Here is a 16612-nt window from a genome sequence, read left to right as displayed (position 1 = left end):
CAGGCTGCCTGCGGATCGCCGCGGCGCGACGGCAGCCGTTTTTGCAATCGCGATGCCGGTTCTGGTCGGCATGGGCGCGTTGGCCGTCGATGTCGGCATCTGGAATGTCCAGAAGCGGCAGGCGCAGGGCGCTGCCGATCAGGCCGCCTTCTCGGCGGCGGTGGCGGCAAAAGCCGGGAACACCAGTGCCAACGCGGCAATGAATGCCCGCGCGATCACGGCGGGCATGGGTTTCGTCGATGGCCAGAATGGCGTCGCGGTGACCGTGACCAACCCGCCAGCCGCGGGACAGTTTGCCGGGAAAAGCGGCTATTGGGAAGTAACGGTGACCGAGCCGCAGGCGACCTGGCTCGCCGGATATCTGCTCGGCGGCGAAGCGAATGTCCGCGCCCGTGCGGTCGCGGGCGGCTCAGCCGGCGGGAACGCCTGCATCATCGGCCTTGCCACGAGCGGCACCGCGATCAGCATGAGCAACAACAACGAAGTCACAAATCCCGGATGTGCCGTCTATTCGAACGCCAATATGTCGATGTCCAACAACAGCAAGATTTTCGGATCGGCTTATGTGTCGGGGACGGTCAGCAAGAGCAACGGCGCGACGATCGGAACCGAACAGACCGGCGTTCCGCCCGTGGCGGACCCCTATGCCGACGTGACGGTGCCATCCTCCTGCACCGGCACCGCCAAAATGACCGCGAGCAACAACCAGACGGTCAACTACAGCCCCGGTTATTTTTGCGAAGGCATCGCGGTCGGGAACGGCGTGACCATCAACTTGTCCGCCGGCACCTACTACATCGGAAAGAGCCTGACCAACGGCAACAATCTGACGATCAATGCAACCGGCGGGGTGACCCTGATCCTTATGAACGGCGCTGCGTTTAACGACGCGAACACCAACAACGGTATGACGTTGAACATCACGGCGCCCAGCACAGGCACCTATGCCGGCATTGCCATCATGAGCTTGGCGACGTCACCGACCAGCCAGGACTTCAAGAACAATGTCACGTTCAACGTCCAGGGCGCGATGTATTTCCGCAATCAGAATATCGATTTCAAGAACAATATGACGTTCAACGCCGGGCTGTGCACGCAGTTGGTGGCGCAACGCATCAGCATGAAGAACAACGCGAACATGAACAATAATTGCCCGGGCACCGGAATCCGCAGCCCGGGTAGTTCATCGATCGCGTTGATGGAGTGAAGCGATGCCCGGACGCGTGCCTTCCTTCCTGAACCGACTGCTGCGCCATCGAGCGGGCGCGAGCGGCGTTGAATTCGCGCTGGTGTTGCCGATCCTGATCGCGCTGCTGATCGGCACCATCGATCTCGGCGCGATGGCGTGGACGAAGATGGAGGTGCAGGCGGCAGCGCGTGCCGGTGCCAACTATGCGCTCGTCAATGCGACCAAGGGGTTCGACGCGGTAAAAATCCAGGCAGCCGCAACGAGCGCGACCAATCTGGCGGTCACTTTCCCCGCGGCGCCGGCGAAGGCATTCGGCTGTCCCGACGCGACAACGGGAATCACACCCGGCAGCGCCGGCGTCAAATGCGCGAATGATGAATTTCCCGGCAGCTATGTGACGGTGCAGACGAGCACCGACTACACGCCGATCTGGTTCAGTCCGGTGTCGCTGTCGGGCACCGCGACGGTGCGTATATCATGACCGGGCGGGCCGGAATGGCGGCGTGGCTGCGCCGATTCCGTCGCGCGCGGGGCGGCGCGATGGCGGCCGAGTTTGCACTGGTCATGCCGCTGCTGCTGGTGTTCAGTTTTGGCATCATCGAATTTGGGCGGGCGATGTGGATGCGCAGCACGATGCAATCGGTGGTCGAGGCGGCGGCGCGTTGTTACGCGCTCGATCGTCCCGAACTGACGACCCGCCTGTGCGACACAGCGGAGAATGTTCAGGGTTTTGCGGCGACCGCCGCGAGCAACGCGGGGGTCGTCCTCACGGCGGACAATTTCACCGCCTCGTCCCCCGCATGCGGCAGGCAGGTCGAGGCATCCTATGATTTTCAGGCGCTCGTGCCGGCGATCCCGCTGAGCGTTACACTGACCGCAAAGGCCTGCCGTCCCGCCGTGCCGGTAACCTGAGTTCCCGCGGGCCGCCGGTCAGGAATAGCGCCAGAACATCGAAAACGCCCCGCCGGCCGCAATCGCCAGCCCGTACGCAATCCGGCGCGTCATGAAGCTGCTCTTTTTGCGCTCCGCCGGACCGTAAAATGCCCGGATCTGGTGAAAGACGATCGACAGCAGGACGACCGCCGCACCGCTCAACGACACGGCAAGCAACAGGAAAAGACCGCTTGAGAGCGGGAACCACGAAGCGAGCGCCGCATAGAGTTTCACGTCGCCGCCGCCGAACCAGCCGAAATGAAACAGCAGCATTCCAAGTCCGAGCGCCACGACGAAATGCGCCGCGTGCGACCAGAGCGGCGCGGCAAAGGGGAAGCCCGCGACCCAGGCCAGCGCGCCCAGCAACAGCAGCAGCAATGGGTAGATGTTCGGAATGAGGAAGCGGCGCGCGTCGGACCAGGCGGCGAACGCCAATATGGTCACAAACGCCGCCTTGATGGCGATCAAAGTCCCGCGCCCTTTCGGTGGCGCCCGGCGACGGCGACATATTGGTGCCACAGCCGGTCGTCATGGCGCGGCCGTTCGATCAGCGCCTGACCCAGCAAGGCCTCGGCAAGCACAAGATGGTTCGCCCGCTGTGCGCCCAGCCCCGCGAACTGCAGGCGGTTGCTCCACCCGAGATCGCTGTCTGATACCGCGCGCGCTGGCTGCAATCCCAGCATGCCGTTCGCATAATCGAGGTTCATCCGGACCTCGGACTGACCGGGGTCGCTTGCCAGAAGCTTCGACAACAGACCCGCCGCCTCGGCGGCGTCGCCGGTTGCGATCAATGCGACGCCCAGATCGGCCGCCACGGCGTTGCTTTCCGGAACCAGTGCAAGAGCCCTGCGAAGCGCGCTTACCGCGGCCGGCGCGCGACCGCGGGCAAGGTGCAACCGGGCAAGGCTGCGCCAGTATAACGGATCCGCGATGCAGGTCGCTGCGGGAGCAGCGGCGAGACGGTCGGCCTGATCGAGTTCGGAAAGCTGGGTGAGGGCGATCATGCCGGCCGACAATTTCCGGCACCGTCGGCCGTCGACCTCTTCGGTCGATACGAGGAGCGGGATCGCGTCGCGCGGACGCCCGACCGCGATCAGCCATTCGGCGCGAAGCAGGTCGGCGCGGCCGTCTTCGTCCATGCCCGGCGCGTGTTCCAGCCGGTCGAGTAAGGCCTTTGCTTCGACGAGCCGCTGACCCGCCAACGCCTTGTCGATCGCCCCCAGCATATCGGCTCGCTGTGCAGCGAGGTTGGTGGGCAGGGGAGGCGCGGGTGGATTTTCATAGGCCCGGAGCGGAGCGATCGACAGCCAGACCGCAGCGATCGCCGCGATCAGCGCGAAGGCCGGGTTACGACGGCGATGCATCAGCTGGTCCCGGTCGGGGCTGGCAAGGCAAGCTCCGCGAAAAGATTCAGCCGGTTGAGCCGGTCGAGATAGGCAGCGAGCAGCTCCAGATAGGCCGTGTTGCTCATCGTCCCGGCTCCGCTCGCCGGATCCCCGGCCTGCGGGGCCAGGGCGCAGGAGGTTCCGCCGGGTTCGGTTGCAATATAGACTTCGCCGATACTGATGCGAAACATCCGCATCGCCCCGTCGGCATCGCGTCGCGCAGCCGCGCTGTTGCCGAGGCACGCTATCGATAAATCGTCCGAAAGCGATGCCGGCAGCGGCGATGCTTCGTCACTGAAGCCGGCCTTTACCAGCAAGGGGGCAAAACTTTCGCCAAGCGGGCTTGTTGTGCGCAGATCGGCGCTCGCGGCCGCGACCGGTCGCGCGGCGGACCCCGGTGTCGGCGGAAAAGACGGCTCGCTCGTGACAGCGGCCGCCTGCGTATCGATCGGCGCGGCCGCCGCGTCGGCGAGCAGGGCCTGCCGCTTTTCGGACTGCCCCGACGCTGCATAGAAGGCCGCGAGGTTGCGACGCGTGCGCTCGTCGCCGGTTCGCGAGGCGAGCGCTTTCTGGAAATAGCGCTCGGCGAGATCGCGTCGGCCGATACCGTCATAGGCGATCGCAAGCCCGTTCAGGCTGTCGATCTCGAGCGCCGGATCGCGGCCCGCCGCCCTGAACAGTTCGATCGCCAGGCCATATTGCCGCGACGTCAGATAGGTCCGTGCGCGGGCGAGCGATTCGGCCGGCGACAGGCCGGCGAGAACCGGTACGTCCCGAACCACCGGCAGCGCCGATTGCAGGCGCGGGCCGAACGAGCAGCTTGCGAGAACGCATGCGGCCAGTGCAAAGGACAGCGCACGGACGCGCACGGTCATCCCCCTCCCGTCAGGGCCGGCGCGACTTCGCGCACGACCCGGACGGCAGCGGGCAGCATCAGCACGCCGATCATGACCGGCAGCATGCAGACGACGAGCGGGATCGAGAGGAGGACGGGCAGGCGATGCGCCTTTTCCTCGGCGCGCATCCGCCGCTTTTCGCGCATCTCGCTGGCGTAGGTGCGGAGCGTCATTGCGATGCTCGATCCCAGCTTGTCGGACTGGATCAGCAGCGTCGCAAAGGCGCGGATTTCGTCGACGCGGGTGCGGTCGGCCATGGCGCGCAACGCTTCTTCGCGGCTGGCGCCGGCGCGCAATTCGAGGGTCGTTTGCAGCAGCGTTTCGGCGACGAGCGGGTGCGAAGTCGTCATTTCGCGCGCCACCCGGTCCAGCGCGGCTTCGAGCCCCATCCCCGCTTCGACACAGACCAGCATCAGATCGAGGCAATCGGGAAAGCCGTTGACGATTTCCTGACGCCGGCGGTCTGCTTTCGCCGTCAGGTAGAGATTGGGCAGAAAAAGACCCATCGCGGCGAAGCCCGCCCCCTGCAGATAGAGGCTCAGCAACGAGATCGGCTTGTCCGACGCCAGTTGGGGGAGAACGACGATCGTGGGCAGGAGCACGATCAAGAGCAGGCGGACCAGCGTGAAGATTTTCGGAGCCTGCGGTGAGCGATAGCCTGCGGCGATCATCTTGCGCTGCAATGCCTTGGGATCGGAATCCCCCAGCGAAAGACCGCCTCGCTCGATCCGCTCGGTGAGCCTTGCCCAGGCGCTGGCCTTTGCTGCGGACGCTTGCAGCCTGGCGGCGGCGCTTTCCGAAATGGCCGCCTTCGATTGCTCCTCAAGCCGATCGAGAACCAGGCGGCGGCTGAGTACGGTCCGGATCGCCAGAAAGGTGGCGGCGGTCACGAGCGCGAACAGCAGCAGCAGGACGGCCCAGCGCATGAAGGGGGACAGGGCGATCTGTTCGACCATATCAGACCTTCAGGTCCACCATCTTCCGGATCGCAAGGAAGCCGACCAGGTAGAGCAGCAATATGGCCGCAAAACCGATGATGAAGATCGGATCGTCGGCAACATCGAGATAGAAGGCCGGCCTGACGGTAAACAGGCCGATGAACGCCAGAATAGGTAGTACGGTCAGGACGAGAGCGGTCATCCGGCCCTCCGAACTCAGGGCGCGGACCTTCATGAACATGCTGGCGCGCTCGCGGATGACCCGGCCCAGATTCTCGAGGATTTCGGCGAGATTGCCGCCGGTTTCCATCTGGACCGAGACCGATACGACGAATATGTCGATGTCGGGGAGGCCCCACCGTTCGGCCATCCGCGCCAAGGCTTCGCGCAGGCCGAAACCGAACGCGATCTCGTCGGCGACGATGCCGAATTCGGTGCCGACCGGATCTTCCATCTCCTCGACCAGCAGGTTGAGCGCGGCCGGGATCGGATGCCCGGCGCGCAGCCCGCGGACAAAGACGTCGAGCGCGACCGGAAACTGGCTTTCCATGCGCCGCCGCCGCGCATCGGCCAGCCGGCCGATCACCATCCAGGGCAGGAGCAGGCCGACGACGATGCCCACCGCCATCGCAAGCTGGATGACCCCGATGGTGACCGCGGTGCCGGACCATCCCGCCAATGTGAGAACGGCAGCCGTGACTATCGCCGCCCCGAGCAGCATGAAGATGAAGATCTCGAGCGGCGAGCGTTTGATGTTGGCGGCGTTGAGCATGCGGTGAAACGCACGCGCCGCGTTGGAAACCCAGCGCGGGGCTCCCGGAATGTCGTGCGGCACGTCCTTGCGCAACCGGGCGGTGACCATTTCGCGGTCGACCCCCGCCTCGATCATCCGCAGACGCGCATTGACCGCCCGGCTCTTGCTGCGCCGGTCGGCGATGGCGCCGCCCGCCAGTTGCGCGACCAGAACGATGAAGGCGAAAAGCACCACCATGGTCACGAAACGAAGGGCGGTGTCGCTCATCTCAGGCCACCGGCCGGTCGGGCCGGAACAGGTCGGGCGCCAGTTCGATCCCATATGCCGACAAGGTATCGAGGAACTTCGGACGGATTCCTGTCGCCTCGAAATGACCGAGGACCCGGTTGTCGGCATCGCGGCCGGTCATGCGGAACAGGAAAATATCCTGCATGGTAACGATATCGCCCTCCATCCCGGTGATCTCGGAAAGGCTGAGCAGGCGGCGGCGCCCGTCCGACAGGCGGCCGATCTGGACGACGACATTGATGGCCGAGGCGATTTGGGCCCGCGCGGCGCGCGGCGACATCTCGATCCCGCTCATGCTGACCATCTGTTCGACGCGGGCCAGCGCGTCGCGGGCGGTGTTGGCGTGGACGGTGGTCATCGAACCGTCGTGACCGGTGTTCATCGCCTGCAACATGTCGAACGCCTCGCCGGCGCGCACCTCGCCGATGATGATCCGGTCGGGCCGCATACGAAGCGCATTCTTGACAAGATCGCGCTGCGTCACCTCGCCGCGGCCCTCGATATTCGCGGGACGCGTCTCGAGGCGCGCGACATGTTCTTGCTGCAATTGCAGTTCGGCCGAATCCTCGATGGTGACGATGCGTTCGCGCTCGTCGATGAACGAGGACACCGCGTTGAGCAGCGTCGTCTTGCCCGAGCCCGTCCCCCCCGAGATCAGGATATTGCGCCGCGCCGCGACGACGCCCTCCAGCACCTCGGCAATCGCGGCGGGAACGCTGCCGAATTCGACCAGCTTCGCCATGTTGATCGGGATGTGCGAAAATTTACGGATCGAGAGCAGCGAGCCGTCGAGTGCCAGCGGCGGCACGATCGCGTTGACGCGCGATCCGTTCGGCAGGCGCGCGTCGACGAAGGGCGAGGACTCGTCGATGCGGCGTCCCACCCCGCTCGCTATCTTCTGGATGATCCGGAAAAGATGCCGTTCGTCCTTGAAACGCGTACCGACGCGTTCGAGCAGGCCCATGCGTTCGACGAAGACCGTGGCGTGACCGTTGACGAGAATATCGGTGATCGTCTCGTCCTGCAGCAACGGTTCGAGCGGGCCGAGGCCGAGGAGTTCGTCGAGAACGTTGCTGACGAGCATTTTGCGTTCCGCGGCGGTCAGCGCCATCTGGTGCCGGCCGAGGATATTGGTGATGACGTCGCCGGCTTCCGCCTCGATCTGCGCGCGCGACATCTTGTCGAGCTGGGCGAGGTTGATTTCGTCGAGTAACTCGCGATGGACCTGTACTTTGAGGAGGAGCAGCGCGGCCGCGCGGTCGCCGCCATTCTCCGCGCCGGCGGGACCCGCCACCGGCGCCGGCGCTTCTTCGGCGCCCGCATTCTTTCGCTTCTGGACCTGCCACATGCGCTCAGCCCCCGCCCAGTGCGCCGACGACCTGTTCCGCCAGCGCGGCCAGATCGGCAGCGACCTTGTTCTTGCGCGCGATCGATCCGACGAGCACGCCCTGATCCTGCGCCGACTGGACGACGGCATAGTCGCTGTGGACGGTCGCGAAGACGGGGTAGTGCAGCGCGTCGGCGGCGTCCTGTACCCCGATCGTCCGGAACATGCGCTTTTCGATGCGATTGGCGACGATCCGGATGCGCGCCGGGTCGATGCCGGTTTCCTCGAACAGCGTCAGCCGCCGCCGCGCCTGGCGCAGGCTGCCGATCGACAGGTCGACGACGAGCAGGATCAGGTCGGCCTTGTCGATCGCCGACAGCGTCCAGTTCGCCCAGTTGCCGGGCAGGTCGAGCACGACATGGCCATATTGCCGCCGCGCAAGGTCGAGCACGCGCATGAGCTGGTCGACCTCGACCGCCTCGAGCGGCGCGATCTTTTCGGGCGCCGCGATCACCGCGATGCCTTCGTCGGCCGCCGCGACGGTGCGCAGCAATTCGCCATCGGCGCGCGTGCCGGCGTCGAGCAGGTCGTCCATCGTCAGCCCCGACGAACGGCCGAGATAGGAGGCGGCATTGCCGAACTGGAGATCGAGGTCGACGAGGCAGCAGCCGCCTTCGCCGATCGCGCCGAGATAGTGGGCGAGGTGGGTCGCCACCGTCGTTGCGCCGATCCCGCCGACGCTTTGCGCCACCGCGATGACCGGCGCCAGTCCTGCTTCGCGCGTCGCTTCCTTTGCCGTTGCGGCAAGCAGATTGTTGACGGCGTCGTCGAACTCGGCGCGCTGGATCGGCAGCGCGATGACATCGTCGACGCCTTGCCGGATCAGCGCACGCGTGGTGGCGAGGTCGCCGTCGCGCATCGCGACGATCAGCGGCATGGCGGGATAGCGGGCGCGCAGCGCGGTCAGCCGCTGCATCGAGCGCGGATCGCCGGCGTGCAGCTCGACGACCAGCAATTCGGCATCGCCGATCATGTCGGGCCGCACCGGCGCATCGGCGCCGAGGCTGACCAGTTCGAAGGACAGATCCGAAAACTCGTCGCGGGAGAGCGCCGACCGTCCGAATTCCTCGTCGGAGATCAGCAGTTTGATCTTGCAGTTCAAGCGCAGAAATCCATCGCTGGCGGCCGGTCCCATGTCGATATTCTTGCCCACGGAACCACCCCTCGTCTTATCGCGGCGAGCCGGTGTCGGTGTCGGTCGTGCGGATCGTGTCGGGTTTTTTCACCTTGTCCGTCCGGTATCGCTCGACCGCTTCGGCCCCTTTGGCCCCCTCGGTCGTCGGGACCGGATCGTCATATTGCGGGTCGGGATTGACGACCTGCGCCGCCATCGTCTGCCGCACTGCATTGCCGAAGGTGGCATCGGTCGGGGTACAGCCCGCCGCGATCAGCGCGAGGCCGGCTGCGGCGGCGATGCGACGATCAATATTCATAACCGCTTCCTTCCTGGGCAGTCGCCGGGGCGCGCGGCTTTGCCGGCGGCGCGGTCTGGTCGATCGGCGGCACGGCGGGCACCGCGCCGTCGGTGCGGCCGAGCAGGAACAGGTCGAGTTCCTTCGCGTCGCCGACGCGTTCGGTGGGCAGCGCGACCTGGTTCGGCCGGATCGGCTGGACGAGGCGCGGCGTGACGACGATCAGCAGCTCGGTCTCGCCGCGCTTGAAGCCCGACGAGCGGAACAGCGAACCGATGATCGGAATCGACCCGAGCAGCGGCACCTGACGCACCGTGGTCGCGAAGTCCTGCCGGATCAGCCCGGCGATGGCGAAGGATTCGCCGTCGCGCAGTTCGAGCGTCGTCGACGCGCGCCGTGTCTGCAGCCCGGGGATGGTGATGTCGTTGAGGACGATCGAATTATTGGGATCGATCGAGCTGACTTCGGGCTCGACGATCATGTTGATCACCCCGTCGGCGAGGATCGTCGGGGTGAAGCCGAGGCTGACGCCGAAGGGCTTGAACTCGATCGTGATGCTTGCGCCATTGTTGCCACCGATGCCACCACCGCCCTGAACGACGGGGATGGGAAATTCGCCGCCGGCGAGGAAGCTTGCCTTTTCGCCCGACAGCGCGACGAGCGTCGGTTCGGCGAGCGTCTTGGCCAGACCCTTGTTCTCAAGACTGTCGAGGACGCCCAATATGTCGAGCCCGCCAAGGCTGAAGCTTTTGCGGAAGATGCCGAAGCTGTCGGTAATCGATCCCAGTTTCAGTACGCCGTTGCCCGTATCGACATCGGGGATCAGCGACGCGCCGTTGCCGATCACACCGTCGAAACTGCCCGAGCCGTTGCGGAAAAAGCCGCTGACGCCGATTTCCTTGCCGGTCTGGCGGTTGATCTCGGAAAAGCGGACCTCCAGCATCACCTGCTGACTCGACCCGATCCCCATCATGTTGACGACCTTGTCGCCCGCATAAGTCCCGGCGATTTGGACCGCATTCTGCGCCGCGGAAGCGCTGCTGACGACGCCCGACAGCACGACCGCGTCGTTCGAGATGCGCGCGTCGATCGGCTCGCCCGGCATCAGTTCGGAAAGCTGACGGCGCAGCGACAGCACGTCGGGGCCGACCGCGACATCGACGATGGTGATGACGCGTCCGCCCTTGTCGTAGACGGTCAGGCTGGTCGTCCCCATCTTCTTGCCGAGGACATAGATGGAGCGGTCGGAGATCGGCATGATGTCGGCGATCTCGTCGGACCCGATCATCGCGCGGCCAAAGGGACGGTCGAGCGTCACCGTCTGGCTCTTGTTCAGCGGCACGTCGAGCTGGCCGGCGTGGATGCCGGCGGCGCTCATCTGCGCCTGTGCGGCGGGAAGCGCTGCCGCGAAGGCCAGCGGCAGCAGGATCAGGCGCATGGCGCCGCGGCGATAATCACGAGCCATGGCGTTTGACCTCATAGGTTGTCGGCGTGGTGCCGCGGACGATCTCGACCGACGGGCCGGCAGGGCGCGGCGGCGCGGCGGGTGCGCGAAGCGGGGCATAGCGCGGCGCGGCCATCGGCGCTTCGCTCAGGAAGCCCGGCGGCAGTCCGGCGAGGCCCGGCGAAGACTGCGGCTGCGAACGGCGCGGTGCCGAGAGCCAGCCGCTGCCCAGATCCTGCTGGGTCACCGTCATGTTGGCGCCATCCTCGATGCTCGTCACATTGCGCAGCGCGAGCGAGATCGTCCCGATCTCGGTGGCCAAGGCGAGTTTCTGCGCGCCGACGGCATCGACCTCCAGCGTCGCGGTCTTCGCGACCTTGGGATCGGTCTTGTCTTCGTCGGACACCTGGTCGATCGCGATCACCCGCACCTTTTCGAGCACGATGTCGGTCATCTGGTCTTTGTCGTTGGCATCCTGACCACCCATTTCACGGGTCACCAGCACATCGACGACATCGCCGGGCGTCACCAAGCCGCCGACTCCGGTTACCGCGTTGACGCCGACTGCTACTGCGCGCATGCCGTCGGGCAGCAGCGCCGAAACCGCTGCGCGCCCTCCGATACCGCTGATCTTGGAAGCGAGGATGGGTTCGCCGATAGCAATCGGCCGTAGCGCGACGCGCGAGCCGCGGGGATTGTTGACGACGCCGATGGATGTTTTGAACGCGCCTTCGGGCAGCGAACCGGCTGGCCAAGGCACCAATCTTGTATTTTCAGGGGTCAGGACAGAACCGAAATCCAGAGGCTGTGATGCAACGAGAACCTGGACGAGCTGCGATTGCTCGGCTTGCAGCTTCTTTTGCTTTTCGACCCCGCTGAAAAAGGAGTTCGCCAAAAATACGACGAACAAACCCAATATGATTGCCGCCCCGGCGATTATACCATTTCGTCCCGAAAACATTTGGCCCACCCCCAATGAGCTGAACAATATCGGCCGGACACTTATCTAATGTCCGGCCGATAAGACATTTGGGGACTTAGCCCGCGGCGGGCTCGATTTCGTAGCTCTCAATCGCCGTTCCAGCGGCCGTCAGCGAATCGCTGATAGCGCCGCCCAGCGCAAGCGCGCCAACAGCAATAGTCGAACCGACGATTGCGAGGATGAGGACATATTCAGCGGCCGAAGCGCCGCTTTCGTCACGCACGAAATTCTTCAGAAAATTCTTCATGGTCTGACTCCTGTTACCGCCTCCGGGTCAGGAAAGCGGCGATGTCTGCCCTCCCCCCCCATGGAGGCGGCCAGACATTTCCCGGGGGAAGGAGTGCACAAGAACCGACGCGACCCGGTATTGAAACTGCGGCTTGCGCCGGTTCAACCTGTCAATGCGGCCCCCCCTCAGGAACCAGTTGATTCAATCCCTTTTGCATCCGACGGTCAACAGAATATTAACCTATGTTAGCAAGGGCTTGGTAAGTATTTTGCATTAACCATTTTCAACTTCAACGCGATTCAAAGTTCATATCAATTGATTTCCTTGCGAGTCGCAGGTGCCGATTCGTAACCGCCGGTTACCTTGGCGCTTTTCGCCGAAACGGCGTTGCAGCACGTCCATCTCGACCGGTGGGTAACAGCCAGTGGCTGCATGGGGCGCTGCAACCGATCGGGCTTCAAATCATTTGTTAACCATGCCGGTTATACATAAACGCCGCAGCAGGAGACGCTTTGCAGCATGACCAGCGCGGCAATCCGGACGATCAGGGAGCGGCTGTTCCGCCAGAGCGTGCGTTTCGTCGCGCCGCTGGAAAGCAAGGTTCGCGGCCTGTTGCTCGGCTGGACCGTCGTCGTTGCGCTGATCTGTCTCGCGCGCATCCTGTTCCCCGCGACGCCCGCAACCGGCCTGTCGTCGCTGCTGGTGCTGCTCGTCCCGCATATGCTGATCCTCGCCAGCCCGTTCCTTGCCTATTGGGCGGCGAACGCGCTTTTCCCGCGTGGTACCGATTTCGCGCAGCCCGAAATCCGCCTCGCGCGCATCGGCAACTGGCGCTCACTGGGCGCACTGGCGGCGCGCGAGCATCCCGCTTTTGGCCCGGTCGGGGTCATGGCGTCGCTGCTGCTCGGCATGCTGCTCAATATTCCCGTGCGCACCGCCGAATTCATGGCGGGGGTACCGGCGATGACCGGATCGTCGCCGGTCTGGGGCCAGATGATCTATTTCGCGATGGCGACCGACCTGATCGTCATGAATTTCCTCTATGCCTTCTGTTTCTTCATGGCGCTGCGCCGGATGCCCTTTTTCCCGCGCATGCTGCTGCTGACGTGGGGCGTCGATGTAGCCTCGCAGATTTCCATCGCCGAATATGTCAGCGGCGCCCCCCATCTGCCTGCCGAGGTCGCGGCGGCGATCGTCCCGCTGCTGACCAGCAACCTCCAGAAGGCATTCATCAGCATCGTCGTGTGGATGCCCTATCTGCTGCTGTCCGAGCGCGTGAACGTCACCTACCGCTGGCGCCAGCCTGCCTAGTCAGGGTGGCGGTCGATGGCGAAGAAGGCGGAACTGGTGCCGGCTACAGGATTCGAACCCGTGGCCCCCTGATTACAAATCAGGTGCTCTACCAACTGAGCTAAGCCGGCGCGCCATTTGCGCCCCCTAGAGCATTTTCCGGCCGGATGGAAACATCCGATCGTCAGAAACCGTCGCCCCGCGAAAAAGCGTCAGACGATGCCGAAGGTCCAGCCTTCGGTACGGGCAAGCTCGTCGGTCAGCGGGGCAGGGGACCAGCTCGCCGGCGCGGGCGCGATGGCGCGAAGCCAGGCGGCGGCGAGCAGCGCGTCGCTGGCGTGGTCGCTGACCGGGCCGCGGATGCCGGCGGGCGGCGAGCCGAGCGTGGCGAGGGCGGCGTCGAGCGCGGCGCCGTCGCGGATCTTGCTGCGCCCCGCGGCCATCCCGGCGGCGCGCGCCGCAAGGCTGGTGTAGATTTCGACGAGCAGCGGACCTTGCGCGGGCACCGGGTCGAGCGGCCAGAGCGGGATGCGCCCGCGCAGCCGGTGGAGCAGCCGCATCCCCGCGAGGCTGGCCTTGCCGACCTGCGCCGCGCCGACGAGGTTGAAGTTGCTGACGCTCGCCGCCTGCTTCGTCGCACGCTGATGCTGCTCGACGAGGCGCAGTCGCCCCGCGCCGGGCTCGAACAGGTCGCCGGTGTCGCCGCGGGCGTGGCGGAAATGGCGCCGGGCTTCGGGATGGGCGAGGAAGGCACCGATCTCGTAATGCGGTTCGCCTGCGGCCAGCCGCTCGACCAGCGCCCACAGGCCCGGCAGGTCGGCGGGGCTGTCGTCCCAGAGCGGGAAATAGGCGCCGCGGTCGGCAAAGGCGAAGGCGGCCGAAAAGTCGAACCCGATCAGCATGTCCTCACCCGTCGCTGCGATCGCCTCGAGCCAGTCCAGTATTTCGGCGCGCGACCAGACATGTCCCGGCCGCACGAGCGCCGGGGCAGCCGCGCCGCTCGCTACCGCCAGCGCAATCCCGCGCTGCCGCAGTCCACGCGCGCCGGACCAGTCGAGGGCGGCAAAATGGGCGAAGCGGCGCATCGCACGTCCCTAGCGCATCTATGGTGCGGCGCATCTATGTTATCTTGCACAAAGGGCCGTGGCGTCCCACATGCACCCCATGCTGATCGAAACCGAATCGACGCCGAATCCCGCGACGCTCAAATTCCTGCCCGGCCGGGCCGTGATGGAGTCGGGGACGCGCGACTTTGCCAGCCCCGAAGAGGGCGAGGCGTCGCCGCTGGCGAGCGCGCTCTTCACGCTCGGCGACGTCACCGGCGTCTTCTTCGGCCGCGACTTCGTTTCGGTGACGATCGCGCCGGGCGCCGAATGGGCCGATGTGAAGCCCGACGTGCTCGGCATCGTCATGGATCATTTCCTCGGCGGTCTGCCGCTGTTCCACCCGGCCGCCGCCGGCTTTTCGGTGCCGCCAGAGGATGAGGCCGGTTTCGCCGACGACCCCGCCGACGCCGACATCATCGAGCAGATCAAGGAACTTATCGAAACGCGCGTCCGCCCGGCGGTCGCCAACGACGGCGGCGACATCGTCTATCGCGGCTTCGACAAGGGCAATGTCTATCTGAAGATGCAGGGTGCCTGCGCCGGCTGCCCGTCGTCGACCGCGACGCTGAAGAACGGCATCGAATCGCTGCTCAAACATTATGTGCCCGAAGTGACGGCCGTCCACGCCGTCTGAGGACCCCGACCAGCCCATCCCGACAGGAGAATGCCCGATGAGCGAGCCGCTTTCCGATAGCGCCCTCGACCAGCTGTTTCGTACCGCGCGCACCTATAACGGCTATGTCGACAAGCCGGTATCGGAAGCGCAATTGCACGCGATCTGGGACCTGATGAAATATGGTCCGACCAGCGCCAATGCGCTGCCGGCGCGGATCATCTGGTGCGTTTCGGATGAAGCGAAGCAAAAGCTCGCGCCGCTCACCATGCCCGCGAACGCCGAAAAGATCCTCGCGGCGCCGGTGACCGCGATCATCGCGATGGACAATGAATTTTACGAGCATCTGCCCGAGCTGTTTCCGCATACCGACGCGCGGAGCTGGTTCGCGGGCAACGCGGCGCATGCCGAGACGACCGCTTTCCGCAATTCGAGCCTCCAGGGCGCCTATTTCATCCTCGCGGCGCGCGCGCTCGGCCTCGACACGGGCCCGATGTCGGGCTTCGACAATGCCGCAGTCGATGCGGCCTTCTTCGCCGACCAGCCGAACGTGAAGAGCAACTTCATCTCGACGCTCGGTTACGGCGATCCGGCGAGCGTTTTCGAACGCAGCCCGCGGCCTGACTTCGGCCGCTTCAACCGCATCGCCTGAGCGGACGTTCCGGCTCCTCGATGCGGCAACTGGTCATCGATTCGGCGAGTGAGGCCTGTTCGGTGGCGTTGCTGGAGGAGGGCGCTATCGTCGATCGCCGTCACGAGGTCATCGGCCGCGGCCATGCCGAACGGCTGGTGCCGCTGATCGCCGAACTCAAGGACGGTGGCCGCGCCGATATGATCCTCGTCGGCTGTGGGCCCGGCAGCTTCGCCGGCGTGCGCATCGGCGTCGCGGCGGCGCGCGGGCTCGCGCTCGGCTGGCAGGTGCCGGTGCATGGCTTTTCGACCCTCGCCCTCGTCGCGGCGGGCGCCGCCGATGCGATCGCGGCTGCCGACGGCGGCCTTGTCGTGATGGAGGGCGGGCACGGCCAATGGTTCGTCCAGCCTTTCGCCGCCGACCTGTCGCCCCGCGCTGCGGTGCGATCGTTGCTCCCCGACGACGCGGTGCTGATCGAGGATACGCTTGTCGTCGGCAATCGGGCCGAACCTTTCGTCGCGCGCCGCGGTTCGGGGCGCGCCTTGTCTTCGCTACCCGATGCGGCGGCTTTCATCGGGCTCCCGGGCAGCGCGCTGTTCGACGATCCCAGTCCGATCTATGGCCGCGCGCCCGACGCCAAGCCGATGGGGGCGGCGTGACGGCGATCCGCCTTGCCACCGCGCGGGTCGCCGACCTGCCCGCCGTGATGCGTGTGATGGAGGCCGCCTTCGATCCCGTTTATGGCGAAGCGTGGAGCGCAGCGCAGTTGCTGACGCTCTTTGCCCTGCCGTCGGCGCGCGTTTCGCTCGCGTGGGACGGTGACCGGCCGTGCGGCTTTTCCGCCGCGCGCGTCGGGGGGCCGGAGAGCGAGCTTTTGCTGCTCGCGGTCGATCCTGCCGCGCGGGGGCGGGGCGTCGGCAAGTTGTTGATGGACGATTGGCAGCAATGGGCGCTGCTTGAAGGCGCCGACGACTATTTCCTCGAAATGCGCGCCGACAATGATGCTGTTCATCTTTACCAGAGCGCCGGTTTTTCGGAGTGCGGGCGCCGCCCGGCCTATTACCGCGGCGCCGACGGCGTCCTGCGCGACGCGATTACCATGCGGCGGTCGGGCGTACGGTTATAACTTAGTATT

Annotated in this window: 20 protein-coding genes and 1 tRNA gene; 8 read left to right on the top strand and 13 right to left on the bottom strand. The window is 65.5% G+C overall.

The features are described 5' to 3' along the window. Positions 1-52: 52 nt before the first annotated feature. From V6U71_RS15040 to V6U71_RS15030, 3 genes are read left to right on the top strand one after another with little or no spacing between them, the layout of a single operon-like run. A complete protein-coding gene (locus V6U71_RS15040; RefSeq protein WP_411339216.1) occupies positions 53-1207 on the top strand; it encodes a pilus assembly protein TadG-related protein in 1155 nt (384 codons plus the stop codon). Between the two features lie 4 nt (positions 1208-1211). Continuing rightward, positions 1212-1670, top strand: coding sequence for a TadE/TadG family type IV pilus assembly protein (locus V6U71_RS15035; protein ID WP_411339215.1), 459 nt, complete (start codon positions 1212-1214; stop codon positions 1668-1670). Positions 1671-1729: 59 nt separating this feature from the next. After that, on the top strand, positions 1730-2101 hold the full coding sequence (locus V6U71_RS15030) for a TadE family protein (protein ID WP_411339214.1): 372 nt from the start codon (positions 1730-1732) through the stop codon (positions 2099-2101). An 18-nt stretch (positions 2102-2119) separates the two neighbouring features. On the opposite strand, the gene V6U71_RS15025 is transcribed toward V6U71_RS15030, so the two are convergent. The 11 genes from V6U71_RS15025 to V6U71_RS14975 form a co-directional block, all read right to left on the bottom strand. After that, positions 2120-2557: an A24 family peptidase gene (locus V6U71_RS15025; protein ID WP_411339213.1), complete on the bottom strand. Its 438-nt coding sequence runs from the start codon at positions 2555-2557 to the stop codon at positions 2120-2122. Between the two features lie 29 nt (positions 2558-2586). Further along, the gene (locus V6U71_RS15020; RefSeq protein ID WP_411339212.1) at positions 2587-3486 is read right to left on the bottom strand and encodes a tetratricopeptide repeat protein; all 900 of its coding nucleotides are present in this window, start codon (positions 3484-3486) and stop codon (positions 2587-2589) included. Beyond that, positions 3486-4382, bottom strand: a complete 897-nt coding sequence (locus V6U71_RS15015) for a hypothetical protein (protein WP_411339211.1) — start codon at positions 4380-4382, stop codon at positions 3486-3488. The genes V6U71_RS15020 and V6U71_RS15015 overlap by 1 nt, the downstream gene beginning before the upstream one ends. Continuing rightward, complete coding sequence (locus V6U71_RS15010) at positions 4379-5359, bottom strand: type II secretion system F family protein (protein ID WP_411339210.1); 981 nt, start codon at positions 5357-5359, stop codon at positions 4379-4381. The genes V6U71_RS15015 and V6U71_RS15010 overlap by 4 nt, the downstream gene beginning before the upstream one ends. Before the next feature lies 1 nt (position 5360). Further along, the gene (locus tag V6U71_RS15005) at positions 5361-6362 is read right to left on the bottom strand and encodes a type II secretion system F family protein (RefSeq protein WP_411339209.1); all 1002 of its coding nucleotides are present in this window, start codon (positions 6360-6362) and stop codon (positions 5361-5363) included. A 1-nt stretch (position 6363) separates the two neighbouring features. Continuing rightward, a complete protein-coding gene (locus V6U71_RS15000; protein ID WP_411339208.1) occupies positions 6364-7731 on the bottom strand; it encodes a CpaF family protein in 1368 nt (455 codons plus the stop codon). A gap of 4 nt (positions 7732-7735) precedes the next feature. After that, positions 7736-8923: an AAA family ATPase gene (locus V6U71_RS14995; RefSeq protein ID WP_411339207.1), complete on the bottom strand. Its 1188-nt coding sequence runs from the start codon at positions 8921-8923 to the stop codon at positions 7736-7738. A gap of 16 nt (positions 8924-8939) precedes the next feature. After that, positions 8940-9203 (bottom strand): hypothetical protein, encoded by a 264-nt coding sequence (locus tag V6U71_RS14990; protein ID WP_411339206.1) that lies wholly within the window; start codon positions 9201-9203, stop codon positions 8940-8942. After that, entirely contained in the window at positions 9193-10647 is a 1455-nt protein-coding gene (locus V6U71_RS14985) for a type II and III secretion system protein family protein (RefSeq protein ID WP_411339205.1), read from the bottom strand. Before V6U71_RS14985 ends, V6U71_RS14990 begins: the two co-directional genes overlap by 11 nt. Continuing rightward, positions 10637-11587, bottom strand: coding sequence for a Flp pilus assembly protein CpaB (gene cpaB, locus V6U71_RS14980; RefSeq protein ID WP_411339204.1), 951 nt, complete (start codon positions 11585-11587; stop codon positions 10637-10639). Before cpaB ends, V6U71_RS14985 begins: the two co-directional genes overlap by 11 nt. Positions 11588-11663: 76 nt before the next feature. Next, complete coding sequence (locus V6U71_RS14975; protein WP_411339203.1) at positions 11664-11855, bottom strand: Flp family type IVb pilin; 192 nt, start codon at positions 11853-11855, stop codon at positions 11664-11666. 501 nt (positions 11856-12356) lie between these two features. On the opposite strand from V6U71_RS14975, the gene V6U71_RS14970 reads away from it, so the two are divergent. Continuing rightward, positions 12357-13148: a DUF2569 domain-containing protein gene (locus V6U71_RS14970; RefSeq protein ID WP_411339202.1), complete on the top strand. Its 792-nt coding sequence runs from the start codon at positions 12357-12359 to the stop codon at positions 13146-13148. Positions 13149-13182: 34 nt separating this feature from the next. Here the strand turns inward: V6U71_RS14970 and V6U71_RS14965 are convergent. Beyond that, positions 13183-13258: transfer RNA gene (locus V6U71_RS14965), tRNA-Thr, on the bottom strand. A gap of 81 nt (positions 13259-13339) precedes the next feature. Next, the gene (locus V6U71_RS14960) at positions 13340-14212 is read right to left on the bottom strand and encodes a hypothetical protein (protein WP_411339201.1); all 873 of its coding nucleotides are present in this window, start codon (positions 14210-14212) and stop codon (positions 13340-13342) included. A 79-nt stretch (positions 14213-14291) separates the two neighbouring features. Here V6U71_RS14960 and V6U71_RS14955 point away from each other — a divergent pair, with 79 nt between their 5' ends. Genes V6U71_RS14955 through V6U71_RS14940 form a run of 4 tightly spaced genes read left to right on the top strand, consistent with a single transcriptional unit; the run spans position 14292 to position 16603 of the window. Next, positions 14292-14867: a NifU family protein gene (locus V6U71_RS14955; protein WP_411339200.1), complete on the top strand. Its 576-nt coding sequence runs from the start codon at positions 14292-14294 to the stop codon at positions 14865-14867. 37 nt (positions 14868-14904) lie between these two features. After that, on the top strand, positions 14905-15498 hold the full coding sequence (locus V6U71_RS14950) for a malonic semialdehyde reductase (RefSeq protein WP_411339199.1): 594 nt from the start codon (positions 14905-14907) through the stop codon (positions 15496-15498). Between the two features lie 20 nt (positions 15499-15518). After that, complete coding sequence (tsaB, locus tag V6U71_RS14945; protein WP_411339198.1) at positions 15519-16136, top strand: tRNA (adenosine(37)-N6)-threonylcarbamoyltransferase complex dimerization subunit type 1 TsaB; 618 nt, start codon at positions 15519-15521, stop codon at positions 16134-16136. Then, positions 16133-16603: a GNAT family N-acetyltransferase gene (locus V6U71_RS14940; protein ID WP_411339197.1), complete on the top strand. Its 471-nt coding sequence runs from the start codon at positions 16133-16135 to the stop codon at positions 16601-16603. Before tsaB ends, V6U71_RS14940 begins: the two co-directional genes overlap by 4 nt. Positions 16604-16612: the final 9 nt, after the last annotated feature.

Origin of the sequence: Sphingopyxis sp. J-6 (genome assembly GCF_046603995.1) — a bacterium.
Taxonomy (GTDB): Bacteria; Pseudomonadota; Alphaproteobacteria; order Sphingomonadales; family Sphingomonadaceae; genus Sphingopyxis.
The sequence above is the reverse complement of the archived record's forward strand: the minus strand, read 5'-3'. Positions and strand labels throughout refer to the sequence as shown.